This is a genomic window from Chlorogloeopsis sp. ULAP01, assembly GCF_030381805.1.
GTDB lineage: Bacteria > Cyanobacteriota > Cyanobacteriia > Cyanobacteriales > Nostocaceae > Chlorogloeopsis.
Genome location: NZ_JAUDRH010000005.1, coordinates 39,182 through 52,867, shown reverse-complemented (window position 1 = coordinate 52,867; position 13,686 = coordinate 39,182). Strand labels below are relative to the sequence as shown.

10 protein-coding genes are annotated in these 13,686 nt (G+C 40.5%); 5 read left to right on the top strand and 5 right to left on the bottom strand.

Going from position 1 to position 13,686, the window contains the following annotated elements; genetic code table 11:
• Positions 1-640 precede the first annotated feature (640 nt).
• The 4 genes from QUB80_RS10915 to QUB80_RS10900 all read left to right on the top strand — a co-directional run bounded on the left by QUB80_RS10915 (position 641) and on the right by QUB80_RS10900 (position 6,942).
• The gene (locus tag QUB80_RS10915) at positions 641-1,351 is read left to right on the top strand and encodes a L,D-transpeptidase (protein WP_289789534.1); all 711 of its coding nucleotides are present in this window, start codon (positions 641-643) and stop codon (positions 1,349-1,351) included.
• Positions 1,352-1,382: 31 nt separating this feature from the next.
• Positions 1,383-1,712, top strand: coding sequence for an SH3 domain-containing protein (locus tag QUB80_RS10910; RefSeq protein ID WP_289789533.1), 330 nt, complete (start codon positions 1,383-1,385; stop codon positions 1,710-1,712).
• A gap of 206 nt (positions 1,713-1,918) precedes the next feature.
• Positions 1,919-2,641 (top strand): Uma2 family endonuclease, encoded by a 723-nt coding sequence (locus QUB80_RS10905; protein WP_289789532.1) that lies wholly within the window; start codon positions 1,919-1,921, stop codon positions 2,639-2,641.
• Between the two features lie 515 nt (positions 2,642-3,156).
• The gene (locus QUB80_RS10900; protein ID WP_289789531.1) at positions 3,157-6,942 is read left to right on the top strand and encodes a PAS domain S-box protein; all 3,786 of its coding nucleotides are present in this window, start codon (positions 3,157-3,159) and stop codon (positions 6,940-6,942) included.
• 36 nt (positions 6,943-6,978) lie between these two features.
• Here QUB80_RS10900 and QUB80_RS10895 read toward each other — a convergent pair whose 3' ends face one another.
• Both QUB80_RS10895 and QUB80_RS10890 read right to left on the bottom strand, forming a co-directional pair.
• Positions 6,979-7,464, bottom strand: a complete 486-nt coding sequence (locus tag QUB80_RS10895; RefSeq protein WP_289789530.1) for a hypothetical protein — start codon at positions 7,462-7,464, stop codon at positions 6,979-6,981.
• A gap of 103 nt (positions 7,465-7,567) precedes the next feature.
• Entirely contained in the window at positions 7,568-8,038 is a 471-nt protein-coding gene (locus QUB80_RS10890; protein ID WP_289789529.1) for an MgtC/SapB family protein, read from the bottom strand.
• Positions 8,039-8,720: 682 nt separating this feature from the next.
• Here QUB80_RS10890 and QUB80_RS10885 point away from each other — a divergent pair.
• Complete coding sequence (locus QUB80_RS10885; protein ID WP_289789528.1) at positions 8,721-11,072, top strand: putative PEP-binding protein; 2,352 nt, start codon at positions 8,721-8,723, stop codon at positions 11,070-11,072.
• A 65-nt stretch (positions 11,073-11,137) separates the two neighbouring features.
• Here QUB80_RS10885 and QUB80_RS10880 read toward each other — a convergent pair whose 3' ends face one another.
• The 3 genes from QUB80_RS10880 to QUB80_RS10870 all read right to left on the bottom strand — a co-directional run bounded on the left by QUB80_RS10880 (position 11,138) and on the right by QUB80_RS10870 (position 13,356).
• On the bottom strand, positions 11,138-11,797 hold the full coding sequence (locus tag QUB80_RS10880) for a DUF1361 domain-containing protein (protein ID WP_289789527.1): 660 nt from the start codon (positions 11,795-11,797) through the stop codon (positions 11,138-11,140).
• A 484-nt stretch (positions 11,798-12,281) separates the two neighbouring features.
• On the bottom strand, positions 12,282-12,758 hold the full coding sequence (locus tag QUB80_RS10875) for a hypothetical protein (protein ID WP_289789526.1): 477 nt from the start codon (positions 12,756-12,758) through the stop codon (positions 12,282-12,284).
• Between the two features lie 430 nt (positions 12,759-13,188).
• Entirely contained in the window at positions 13,189-13,356 is a 168-nt protein-coding gene (locus QUB80_RS10870) for a hypothetical protein (RefSeq protein ID WP_289789525.1), read from the bottom strand.
• Positions 13,357-13,686: the final 330 nt, after the last annotated feature.

Here is a 13,686-nt window from a genome sequence, read left to right as displayed (position 1 = left end):
GAAGTAATTGCTCAATCAGTTCCCAGTCTTTTTCAGTTAAGCTGCTGAGGTACAAATTTATTCTCATCGTCAAATATTCCAAGTGGCTTCACTAGAAGCCTTAATGCTATTGATTTGTATAGCCACTATTTTTGTGAATTTTCCTGAGCTAATTACTAGCCTTTTTTCAAAAAAGTTACTGATGGTGACTGTAGTCAAGACAAATCCCATACACAAAAAGTAATTATTGTTACACATAAATTCAGTAGACTATCGGTAAATGTAAATAAAGTAAAAGCAGCATTGCAAGTTGCGAAAAGAATATACTGCCAGGTTCTAACACTGAATATTGCAACTATCTTCAGAAGGTAGAGTGATTACCAAAATATTGAATTTAAATATTTGATTGATTTGATAGCTATGTTTGTTTTGAATGTTTTAGAGTCATTTTCAGTTTTAAAATCTAGGTTTTATAAATTGCGATTTAGTCTCTTGACTTAATTCATCCTAGTTTTCTGTAAAGTATATTAATTTGAAAAATTTTTAAACATATCGTTGATTACGTAATTCGTGCCGCAACTAAAAATAAGTATCATTTCGCAGGTTTAACTATAAAATCAGCGTTTAAAGTTGAAGAAAAGGAATAACAAGTAAATTTTTCATGCCAATTCGATTAGCCTTAATATCTTTGAGTTGCCTATCTATCGTAGGTTGTACTAATACTACAGAGCTACAATCATCAGCAAATTTAGTTGAATTACAGGCCAGTAGCAATCAGAGAATACAAACAAAATTAGCAACTATTGAGCGAGAGAAAGAAAGCAAAAGTTATAATGTATTATCTAATTTTGAAATACAAAATAGCAATGACTTAAAGCACGAGTGGAAATTTGAGAATCAAGAATTATATGCTCAAAAAATTTCAACAGCACCAATAAGTCCATCTAGTTACATGAAATTAGTGCCAACAGGGAAAAAAAATGCTCTTGGTAATCCCCTTTATCAACTTAAAATGTACGCAAAAGGTCAGCCAGTTGGCACTTATAATACTGTTTCTGGAAGAGCTTCTAGTCAAAAAAGAAACCGCAATCTCTCCGGAACGGAAGCACCATTACCAAATGGAAAGTATGAGGTTGCAAGAAATTATATTCGCGGCACGATTCCAGAAGCAGGCGATCGTTTCCTTCCGATCAAGCCAAAATTTAAAACTGGTCGTACAGATTTAGGCATTCATTACGATCCATCTTTTGATAAAGACAACGGTGAAGACGGAACATCAGGATGTATTGCACTAACTAAGCGACAGGATTTAGATCAAGTTTTGAGATATATCCGCACTTATCAACCCAGTTTTCTTGAAGTCACTATTTAATAATTTTTTATTTAACTAAAAGGATTTAACAATGTTGAAAATTTTCATGACTGGCGCATTAATTCTAGCTGCTGCTCTACCCGCACGCGCACAAGTTGGGCCTGGACTTGGTCGCACTGATAGTATTGCGTCTCGTCCCCAATCTTATGCTCAAGTTTGTACTAATGATGTTTATGGTAGACTTTCAGTGCGTAGTGGCCCTGGGCGCAACTTTCGTAAGCTTAAAGAAATTACTAACGGACAGCTGGTAGGATTAATGAGTGGTCAGTACGGACAAGACGGTTTTTGGTGGTGGAGAATTTCTCATCAAAATGGAAGTGGTTGGGCTCGTGCTGATTTTCTTTGTGGCGATCCTCAATAATTAGTTACTCAAGCACATTTAGTATTCTTTGATTAGCTGATGCATGGATGTTTGCCATTCTCTAATCATAAGAAATACTTTAGAGAAAAACCCCTCATCCATTCTGAATGAGGGATTTTTAATATTCAGTAAAGGCTGTGATCGCCCTCTTGCCTTCAGATTGCTAAACTAAAATACAACCCTCACTTCCAAGCAAAGGTAGCCTTATGACCTCTGCAACCAATCCAACCACTGACCTTACTCCTTTCCCTGACCATACGCAACTACCAGAGTCTGACGGCACTTTTGTGAAAAATTTCCAGGAACATCCACAAAGCATTCTACTAACCGACTCGATTAAACCCATATTGCAAAAACGTCATCCTGATGGGCAATACTGTATTGGTCAAGATTGCGGTATCTATTGGCGCATAACCGATCCTCCAGAGAAAGGTGCAGAAGCTCCCGACTGGTTCTATGTACCGAATGTACCATCATTGCTCAACGGGCAAACACGGAGGTCTTATGTATTATGGCAAGAGTTTATCGCACCCTTAATTGTATTAGAATTTGCCTCTGGAGATGGAAGCGAAGAACGAAATCAAACCCCCTGGACGGGGAAATTTTGGATTTATGAGCAAGTGATCCACCCGGCTTTTTATGGCATTTATGAAGTAAATAAAGCCAGTGTGGAAGTTTATCACTTAATTGAGGGGCAGTATCAGCTATTACCAGTAAATGAGCGCGGACATTATTCTATACATCCTTTAGGCGTTGAATTAGGTATATGGCAGGGACAGTATCAGAATATGGAATTACCCTGGTTGCGCTGGTGGGATTCGCAAGGTAATTTGTTGTTGACTGGCGAAGAAAGAGCCGAACAAGAACGTCAAAGAGCCGATCGCCTAGCTGCCCAATTGCGATCGCTTGGCATTGAACCAGAAGCTTAATATTTTTGTGTATTTTCCAACTTTAGTGAACTAAAATCTCAAATAGAGGTGGCTAGAAAATAACCCCGAAACAAGGCATCTTATTCCATTTAGGAAAATAGAATTAGAAATTGCCTTGGTGTGTCTGGATTTGGTGAATGCATCTGCCCTTAATCATTTTTTAAATTGGTATTAGTTGGAAATTTAGATTCTGCTATTTTAGAAAGACTAGCAAATCTTGCCAAACAGCGTGGTATATCTTTGCAAGAGATGAAATACTACAAGTATTAGTGCAATCAACTCCAGACAGATGCTTGAGACTAATTGCAATATGGCAAAATTCTGGTGTTAGCAAAGCTTTCCTTGAATAAACTCGCTCTGAATTGCTTACGCAGGAGAAAAATGAATCAGCAGCAAGCACTTGCTCCTTGGCAGTGTTTTTCACTTCACCTAAGTTAGGCATCCTCAAACCCAATAACAATAATATAATTCCCGTTGCATTTCCAGCCTTCTACTCGCCCATTGACTCAAAGTTCATGACTGAAACTTCCCCTAAACCGATTGCAACAACTGCCCCTGTTCCAGCAAATGAGGTAGAACGCTTAGAGGCACTGCGGCGATACAACATTCTCGATACACCACCAGAAGCTGCTTTTGATCGCATCACCTCCTTGGCAGCGCGTATATTGAATGTGCCGATCGCACTGGTTTCGCTAATTGATAAATCGAGAGGCTGGTTTAAATCGGCTCATGGCTTTGAACTACGCGAGGTGCAGCGAGATGCGACTATTTGTAGCTTTGCCCTGTTATCTAATGAAATTTTAGTCATTCCCGATACTAGGCTCGACAATCGTCTCGTCTGTAATCCATTTGTACAAAATGAACCAGGTTTGCGATTCTATGCTGGTGCGCCATTGCTGACTCAAGATGGCTTCAACTTAGGTACTCTTTGTTTGTTAGATACTAAACCGCGTGCTGACTTAAGTGATGAGCAAAAAGTCGTTCTGACAGATCTGGCTGCAATGGTAATGGATGAACTAGAACTACGATTGGCAGCCCGTAAAATTGCTCAAATTGATGTTGCATTGTTAGAGGTGACTCAAGGCGTTTCTGTAGCAACGGGTGAAGCATTTTTCTTTGCTTTGGTGCAACATTTAGGCAAGGTGCTGGGAGTTGATTACACATATATTGGTTTATTGGATGGAGATAACCAAGAAGCAATCCAAACGATCGCCGCCTGCGCCAAGGGGCAGATCATTGACAATTTTGCATACCTGCTACAAGATACCCCCTGCCAGGAAGTCCTTCAGACACGAAAATTGTGCTGTTATCCCAATCGAGTCCAAGCTTTGTTTCCCAACGCGCCTCTTTTAGAACCTCTAAATGTGGAAAGCTATGTAGCGGTTCCGTTTTTTGACTCCACGGGCGTACCCCTCGGCTTATTAGGTGTGATGCATAGCAATGCTTTGACGAATGTTCAGCTTGCAGAATCTCTATTAACCATCTTTGCCCTCCGCATCGCCACTGAACTGGAACGACAGCAAACAGAAGCAGTACGGCAACAAGTCCAGTACGATTTGGAGCGGTTAGTTGAAAAACGAACAGTTGAACTATCCCAAGCAAATGAATTACTCCAGTCAGAAATTGCAGAGCGCCAGCAAGCCCAAGTAGCCCTGCAAAAAGAACAAGAGTTACTCAGAGTGCTGCTTGATAATGTTCAGGCAGGAATTGTAGCCTGTAACGCCGAGGGGATTTTGACTCTATTTAATCGAGCCGCACGGGAATTTCATGGCTTGCTGGAGCAACCACTACCACCTGAAGAGTGGGCAAGACACTATAACCTGTATTTGCCTGATGGCAAAACGCCTATGTCCAAAAACGAGATCCCGTTATTTCGGGCGTTACAGGAACAGACAGTCGAGAATGTTGAAATGGTAATTGCGCCCAAACATGGAACGGCAAAAACGGTGCTTGCTAGTGGGCAGGCGATCGCCGATAGCCAGGGCAAAAAACAAGGGGCAGTCGTCGTGATGCACGACATCACCGAACGCAAACAAGCCGAAGCCGAGCTACTGATTTCCGATGCTGCCTTGCAACAAATGCCTGATGCCATTTTGTTAACCGATTTGGAGGGTAAGATTCAACGCTGGTTGGGCAATGCCGAGCAAATTTTTGGCTACACAGCAAAAGAGGCGATCGGCAAACCCGTAAACTTTCTCCATCACCCAGATATCAAACCGAAGATGACGGCGCAAATGATTCGCTCCATTCAAGAAACAGGAGCCTTTTGTAGTGAAGTCCCCTGTCTACGAAAAGATGGATCGGTAGTGCCAATTGAAACAACAGCCAAAACTGTATACGACAAAGCGGGCAATCCAATCTTTTTTATTAGTATCAACAGAGACATTACCGAGCGCAAACGTTCAGAAGCAGAACGCGCCCAATTGATGCGCCAGCAAGTTCAAGAGCAAACTGCGCGTCTAGAAGCAGAAGCCGATCAACGGCGATCAGCATTTCTTGCAGAAGTTAGCACAGCACTGGCATCCTCATTGGATTATGAATGCACTCTGGCAAGTGTTGCAAATTTGGTAGTGCCGTTTTTTGCAGACTGGTGTGCGATCGACCTACTGCAAGACAATCAATTTATTCATCGGGTTGCAGTGGCTCACTGCGATCCAAACAAAGTGGAATTGGGTTGGGAAATTCATCGTCGATATCCCAGACACATCGACGCAACGGAAGGAGTACCTAAGGTATTGCGAACTAGGAAAACCGAAATGGCAACTGAAATTCCAGATGCTGCATTGGTAATGATGGCTCAAGATGCTGAACATCTGCAAATTTTACGCGAATTGGGCTTAAAATCTGGGATTATCTCACCGTTACTTGCTCGTGGTCAGATTTTGGGAGCAATTTCCTTTGTCACTGCCCAATCCGAGCGCCGTTACAGTCAAGCAGATCTAGCCTTGGCAGAAGACATTGCCCATCGAGCCGCGATCGCCATTGATAATGCCCGCCTCTACGAAGCCGAACGAACAGCCCGAAGTACAGCAGAAGCTGCCAACCGAGTTAAAGATGAATTTTTGGCGGTGTTGTCTCATGAGTTGCGAACGCCACTCAATCCGATTTTAGGTTGGTCTAAATTGCTTCGTGCAGGAAAATTAGATGCTGCCAAAATAGATTATGCCTTAGAAACAATTGAGCGTAACGCTAAACTCCAAACCCAACTCATTGAGGATCTTTTGGATGTCTCGCGCATTTTGCAAGGCAAGCTTAGTTTCAACATGGCTCCTGTCGATTTGGCACCGACGATTAAAGCAGCTATTGAAACTGTGCAGTTGGCAGCCCAAGCCAAATCAATCAATTTACGATTTACGATTTTAGATTTTGGATTGGAAAATATTGATGTTAGCCCAAAAGCTACAGACTTTAACGAGCAACTGGATCATCTAAAATCACGCCACTTGCACTCAACGCGCTTAACCCGTAAAGGCTCAGTGGCTCCAAAATTCCAGGTTTTGGGTGATGCTGCTCGCCTACAGCAAATGATTTGGAATTTACTTACAAACGCCGTTAAATTTACTCCATCAGGCGGACGGGTTGAAATTATACTGAAGTGTATTGACTCAGAGGCTGAAATTAAAGTTAGTGATACGGGTAAAGGTATTGATTGTGACTTTTTGCCGTATGTATTTGAGTATTTTCGACAGGCCGATGCAACAATCACCAGGAAATTTGGCGGGCTAGGATTAGGATTAGCAATAGTTCGTCACTTAGTCGAACTACATGGAGGAACTATTTATGCAGAGAGTCCTGGTGAGGATTTAGGCGCAACCTTTACGGTCAGATTACCATTAATAACCGTTGTTGGAAAAACAACTCAGGACAACCTATCTGCTGTTGGCAACTTTGATTTTAGTCAACTACAAATTCTTATCGTTGATGATGAAGCTGATATGCGAGACTTGGTACTCACCATTTTGGAACAATATGGAGCGCAGGTGAGGGTTGCAGCATCAGCTACTGAAGCATTGGCACTGTTGGATATTTCCCAGCCAGACTTGTTAATTAGCGATATTGGGATGCCTGATATCGATGGTTATATGTTAATGCGACAAATCAGGAATAGACCGCCTGAAAAAGGAGGATCAATTGGAGCGATCGCTCTAACTGCCTATGCCGCAGAGTACGATCAGCAAAAAGCCCTGGAAGCAGGATTTCAACAGCATATATCTAAACCCGTTGATCCAGAAGAATTAGTCAAGGCGATCGCGACATTGGTTGTCAGTATTGATGGACAAAACAAACCTGGCAATGTCTAACAAAATTGATGGTATTTTCAAGGGCGGGAAATGGCTTTATGATTTTTTCCCTATGATCTCCATCTTAGTAATGATGGATTCTTTACGACTTTTCCCACACGGTTCAGCACTTTGACAATCACTAACTGATGCTATTTCATAATAGATGCGTACTTGCCTGTTCAAGAATGTTTTTTCTTGCGCACATATCTCAAAATCTGCGCCAACGTTATGCTCTTTTCCACTTTTGTCTACTAAACTCACGTAACAAAGAAGGTCACCATTTTGCATACTTGTGACCGTACCAACTGTTGGTTGTTGCGATGAATCTTGCTTTTGGGTAACAGTGTTATCTTGACCAGAAGTAGTAGTTTTGACAGAATTACTCTGGGGAGAATCTTTTTTCACCTCAGCAATGGTGTCCTTCTGAGTTTCCGCAGAAGTATCATTCTGAAGATTCTCGCAGCCAGAAATTAAAATCAGGCTGCAAGCGATCACATATGCGGGGATGGCGATCGCAATTGTTGAAATCAGCTTTTTCATGTATGCATCCTTAGTGAATATCTCGCTCACGCACCATATCAACTAGTTTAGAGCGATGCGGCAATCAGCCCATAGTATAAAAAAATATACAAATACCCTATGATTATTGCAACTTTTTCAGGACATTCAGAACCAAAAAAGACAATACAGTACTAATTAATCCTAATTGCCATAAACCACATCCAGCAGCTATTCCCAAAGCTGCCGATATCCAGATAGCTGCTGCTGAGGTAAGCCCACGAACTTTTGTACGTTGGGATTCTTCAGGAGATTCACGTAAGATTTCTCCAGCGCCCAGAAACCCGATACCAGCCGCAACACCTTGGATGACACGACTGAGAGGATCGTAATCCGGTGAAACGGCAGCCGTTTGCAAGATAACAAGAACAAATAGTGCCGAACCAAGACTAACCAACATATGAGTTCTTAGACCTGCGGGTTTACGTCTTAGTTCGCGTTCTAAGCCGATAACTGCCCCAAATAGCAAAGCGAGGCATAACCTAAAGGTAAGGTTAAACCAATCATGAGGTGAAAGGTAGTATGTATTAATCAGTAATAATGATTGGAATGTCATATTTTTTATTCAAAGCACGCGATACAAATGCGATCGCAACAGTATAAAATCCACATATCTAGCGTTTGACAATTACTAAAGCTTACTTCACACCAGCATACGGAACCAGTAAAGGGATGTCGTTAGTAAAGAGGAGGAATATTCTGTACAATTTGTCTTGTTTAGTTCTTAGACTCTTTCTGGTATGATCTGAAAAGTTATAGTATGGATTTTTTTTCTTGGATGCCCTGCAAGCAGACCAACAGAGCAAAACTCACGGGAAAATACCCAAGAGTTTATGTCGGCTCTTTGCTACGCTTCCAGATGTGTTGATTAGCGACATACAAATGCCAGGGCAAAAATAAAATCGCTAATTTAGATAAGTATTATCTTTAGCATTTTCAGTATAGCTAATTCACAACTTTAAGAGCTAAGATCATTCTGAGCAAGCAGACGAGAGAATTTACCAGCTTGGACATCAAGAAGCTCTCTATAAAAGTTAGTAAAAATTTTATTAGCATACACGTGCTGTAATTAGTGGTGATTTAATTTAATAAACATCAGCCTGGAATTATCATAGTTAAACCCGCTCATATATTAGCTAGCAGTAATTTTTGATAAATAACGAAACACCACCAAAAATGGATTTCTCTGGTTTTAACTAGAGATGATGAAAACCGATAACTGACAACTGACTAACTGAGTGGACAAACTCTACTGGCTTGAGAAAATTAAACTGCAAGATCGCGCCGAGGTAGGTGATAAAGCTTTTTATTTAAGCAAAATCATGCATCGTGGTTATCCGGTGCTACCTGGTTTTGTGATTGCAGCATCAGTTTTGCGAAAATTTCTAGAAAATCTCAATAGTTCAGAGGCGCTAGTTGCTGACTTACCTCACTCTTCTTTACACTTAGATGTGAATAATTGGCGTCAACTTCGGCAGGTAGCTAGTGGTCTGCGTCAGGAGATAATTAATGCTACAGTACCACCCCAATTGTTGAACGCAATCCTCAAAGCAGCTAGGCAATTAGAAACTAAATATCTAATTTTTCGCCCCAGCTTGATGCTTCCAAGCATGAAACAGTCTATTGGGAGTATATCTGGATTGCTGGAGTCGCAAGTTTGTTGTTGTGAGCCAGAAGCGATCGCCATAGCACTCAAGCAAACTTGGAGTCAGTTATTTCGAGCTAGAAGTTTACTATATTGGCAGCAGGTAGAAATTGATTTGCAACAAATTAATTTCGCAATTTTAGTACAACCAATCCAAAATGCGATCGCCTCTGGCTTGCTCGTTGCTAACTCTTCAGGATGGGAAATTCAAGCTACTTGGGGATTAGGGATGGCGATCGCTTACGGCGAAGTTCTACCAGATTCCTACTACATTCATCCAGAAACTGGGGCAGTGTTGGAGCAACAACTAGGGAACAAAACTTTGGCTTATGATATTGATAAAACAAATTATAAAGTTGATTTACAACACGTGTCTTTGTCTGGGGAAATACTAGAGTGCTATTGCTTACAAGCCTATTTCCTAGAAGAAGACCAACAAAAACAGTATGCTTTACCGGAAGAAAACTTACAACAATTGATTGGATTAGCAAAGCAAATTGCCAAAGAATTTGGGAATAATTTTACCTTAAAATGGACAATTCCACAACAAGAATCTTCTAGAGCACTTTATCTAACACAAGTCATTGCCCCTCAATTAGGTATTTCTAATTTTCATTTTCTCAAAGGATTGGGGGCAGCAGCAGGACGTGTCACAGCCACTGCCCATGTGGTTGCTAATTCCCGACAAAAACCAACACAGATACCCAAAGGAGTAATTTTAGTCACATCAATCATTACACCAGATTGGTTACCAATCCTGCAACAAGCAGGCGGTATAATCACTGAGCAAGGAGGATTAACTAGCCATGCTGCAATATTGGCAAGAGAATTGGGAATTCCGGCAATAGGGAATTTAGCAAATGCCACAACTTTCATTCAAAACGGTGAACGAGTGCTGATAGATGGTGACAAAGGAGAAGTTTATCGGCTTGGCATGAATACAGAAGAGGATGTAAACAAACAAGAAGAAAATTCGACAAGAAAACAATTAGAAAAACTCTCTGTTCACCAACCCAACCACTCGGTTTACTTCGAGCAACCCATGACTGCCACTAAGTTACTAGTTAACTTGAGTCAGCCGAGTCTCATTGAGCAAGTGCAGTCCTTGCCTGTGGATGGAGTTGGATTATTGCGCTCAGAACTAATGTTGCTCACTATTTTAGATGGAGAGCATCCTAACACTTGGTTGAATGAGGGGCGTCAAACACAATTGTTAGAGCGTTGGTGCGAAACAATTATGCAGTTTGCTCGTGGCTTTGCTCCACGACCGATTTTTTATCGCTCTTTGGATTGGCGATCGCACGAATTTTCATCTTTAAGAGATAATCTACCATCTTATGCGGCATCAAAGCTCGGAGAACGGGGTACCTTTAGTTATCTAGCAAATCCCACCCTTTTTGAAATAGAACTTACAGCTTTGGCAACCCTACAAAAAGCTGGTTATACCAACATCCACCTAATTTTACCCTTTGTTCGTACCCTAGAAGAATTTCGCTTTTGTCGCCAAAAAGTTGAACAAGCAAATTTAACCCAAGTGCCTCAGTTTCAATTATGGATAATGGCAGAAGTGCCAAGTGTACTGTTTTTATTGCCAGAGTATGTTAAAGCTGGGGTGCAAGGTATTTCTATTGGAACAAATGATCTAACTCAACTACTATTAGGAGTAGATAGAGAGCAAGGGCAGCTAGCACAAGCATTTGATGAACGTCATCCAGCAGTAATGAGTGCCATAGCTCAACTTATTCGCACAGCAAAAGAAGGAGGAATTCCTTGCTCAATCTGTGGGCAAGCTCCAGCATTGTATCCAGAGATCATTGAGAGCCTCGTTCAATGGGGCATTACTTCTATTTCCGTTGAACCAGAAGCATTTTCGAGGACATATCAAGCCATTGCTCGTGCGGAGAAAAGCCTGCTTTTAGAAGCAGCACGGCGACAAATACAATAATTAGTGGATACAGACGCAATCAATCGCGTCCGTATATTTAATGGTTGATGCCTAATCTTGAGAATTTAGTTGTTAGTATTGATACCTTGAGAAGGAATATCTATATTATTATTTCTTTGCTTGATAAAACCAAGAGTCACTCGTTTCATTAACCAATACAAACCAACAAGTATGCCAAAAGTTATCGCAATAATAACTAATGGTTGCTTACCAAGAATTTCTTCTATACCTTTAGTCAGTAAAGCATCTGGTTGAGTCACAAAATCCCAACTATTGAAACGCAAAAAACGCCCCCAATAAATACCAATAGCACATAAAGCATGGGTAATTATTTCAACCCAAAAAATCCATTGACTCTTGCCAACGCGGTGCAAATAGTAACCCAAATTAATTAAAGAGATGACATAAGCTTCAAAACCAGCCAAAATTACTAACAAATACACTGGGATTAACACGAGGCTAATTATCCACACAGATTGAATTGTGCGGATATCATGAATTAGGTGAATTACATCAGTCAACAAATAAGGCGCATTTGGTAAGAAAGCGTAAAATACCAAAAAACCCAACCACCAAACCCAAGAACGTCCACGTTTAATCCGAAATAGCCAAATACTTAAAACTAAAGGTATAAACGCCAGAAATAAATTCCAAGTCATCCAACGTATATTTATTAGTAAGACTTGTATAACTCTGTCTATCAATTCAATCAGATCCGCTTTCATTGCTACTTCCTCTGAAGACGTGTGTGAAGATTGGTTATTTCCTTGTGAGCGTGAACCAACATTGTTGACAGATAAAACAATTAAAAGCCGACTGTAGTTTTTTCTGTCAACAGTGAATCAGTTTCATTTCACTCTAAATAAAGAGTTGTGTATATAGGAAAACTGAATCTGTGACAGTATAGTTAGGAAGAAGGTAGTTTGGAATCCTTGTGTTAATCATCTAGTATAGCGATAACAAGACTATAGGCAAATCTCCCACACCAAATTTTTATTGTGGAATACTACCATTGTCTTGTCTATGTTATCAATTTCATCTTGTCTCAGTGATATTCCAGAAAAGATTGACTAACACAGCAGCAAGAAACTATGAAGAGCGATCGCACTCCTGGCGGCTAACGCTGATACGACAAATGCGATTGTATTTGTCGCCCCTTGATGCGTCACACCATCGCTTCTTGGAATCTAGATACTTTTGGCAGTGGTACTATTCAGTCTGACTACAATACTTATTCACCTCACCTGCTAAAGTATCAGATTGTTTCGCAGCAATTGTAGCTGCTTTTAAAGCATTATCAATTTCATCTCTAGTCTTTTGTAGTTTATCTCTACCAGATGATGACGCTTCTGTGAGCTTTGCTGCACCAAGAGCTTTACCAGCCTTGTTAATATTTTGACTAAGAGTTGCAAACACTTTGACAAAACGGGTTTGAAATTCTTGAAGCTTAGGATCTTTAAAGTTTTTTTCTTCAATATTTTTAGCAACAGCTTCCAAATCTTGAGCTAATTGCAAACTTGTGATCACTTGCGTGCCTTTATTTGTCTCTAAAAGAGAGGTGCCATCATTCACTGCCGTAACGAGTCGCTGGCATTGAGAAGCTTTGCTGTCGTCACAACTAGCAAGAAATAGAACTAAGCTTACGCTCACAGGAATAATAAGGGTATATTTACGCCAAACAGACATTTATACTTTACTACCAATAAAATCTAAATCATAGTAACCAATGATTCAGTATTTTTGGGGTGTGTTCCGATGATTTGAAACCTCAATCAAATTACCATCAGGATCACGTAAATAAAGAGATTCAATTTCTCCTGCTGCTCCTATTCTACTCACTGATCCTCTACAATTTTTACACCATAAACACTGATATGGTCTTTTACCTGAGATAGTGGTGTCTTTGTAATGAAACAAATATCTGCCAAGCCAGGTGTGGGATGAGCAGAATCCTCATAATAGATTCTAATTCAGAGCTAGAAGTCATTTTGGCGCATTATACATTGACAAGATCATGAGGCGATCGCCACTGCAAACGAAGTAGCTCAGATTAACGCTCTGTGTTCCTACCCTGCGGGAAGGCGTTCGCGTAGCGCGTCGCTTTGCGACTCAGCGCCTAAAGCGTTAAACTCTGCGTTCCCACCGAAGCTTTGATCGCCGGAAGCCGACGCACCCTTACGGGAAGTCGCTCCGCGCCTACAAACTTCTCTCTGCGTTGAAAAATCAACTCAAACATTTGGGATGCTCCCCAGATAAAAGCGTTCTCATCCGCTATAATTTGCATATTTTTTGCAAAATCATCTTATTTATTACTTATCACAATCTTATTTCTTTGCTGTAATGTTAATTCTGTTACAAAATAAACTTAATAAAAACTATTTTTTCAATGCATCTCACACCCAGATGTAACAGGTTTTGATGTATGCTCGCATAGCTTTTGAAAAAAATGATTTTAATTATTAAGTTGCTAAGTTTAAATATTTCATATTTTCATTCAATATTTTTTTATGTTCGTGTCACAAAATCACTGCCAATAATTTTGAAGATAATTGGACTAATAGACTTGCCACATCTGCTTTTTCAGACGCTTGTCATACTTGAATTTTTCTTGTTT

What these genes read in the sequence shown, in the direction of transcription:
- QUB80_RS10915 (WP_289789534.1), top strand. Translation starts at nt 641, where the DNA reads ATGCCAATTCGATTAGCCTTAATATCTTTGAGTTGCCTATCTATCGTA.
- QUB80_RS10910 (WP_289789533.1), top strand. Translation starts at nt 1,383, where the DNA reads ATGTTGAAAATTTTCATGACTGGCGCATTAATTCTAGCTGCTGCTCTA.
- QUB80_RS10905 (WP_289789532.1), top strand. Translation starts at nt 1,919, where the DNA reads ATGACCTCTGCAACCAATCCAACCACTGACCTTACTCCTTTCCCTGAC.
- QUB80_RS10900 (WP_289789531.1), top strand. Translation starts at nt 3,157, where the DNA reads ATGACTGAAACTTCCCCTAAACCGATTGCAACAACTGCCCCTGTTCCA.
- QUB80_RS10895 (WP_289789530.1), bottom strand. Translation starts at nt 7,464, where the DNA reads ATGAAAAAGCTGATTTCAACAATTGCGATCGCCATCCCCGCATATGTG.
- QUB80_RS10890 (WP_289789529.1), bottom strand. Translation starts at nt 8,038, where the DNA reads ATGACATTCCAATCATTATTACTGATTAATACATACTACCTTTCACCT.
- QUB80_RS10880 (WP_289789527.1), bottom strand. Translation starts at nt 11,797, where the DNA reads ATGAAAGCGGATCTGATTGAATTGATAGACAGAGTTATACAAGTCTTA.
- QUB80_RS10875 (WP_289789526.1), bottom strand. Translation starts at nt 12,758, where the DNA reads ATGTCTGTTTGGCGTAAATATACCCTTATTATTCCTGTGAGCGTAAGC.
- QUB80_RS10870 (WP_289789525.1), bottom strand. Translation starts at nt 13,356, where the DNA reads ATGCAAATTATAGCGGATGAGAACGCTTTTATCTGGGGAGCATCCCAA.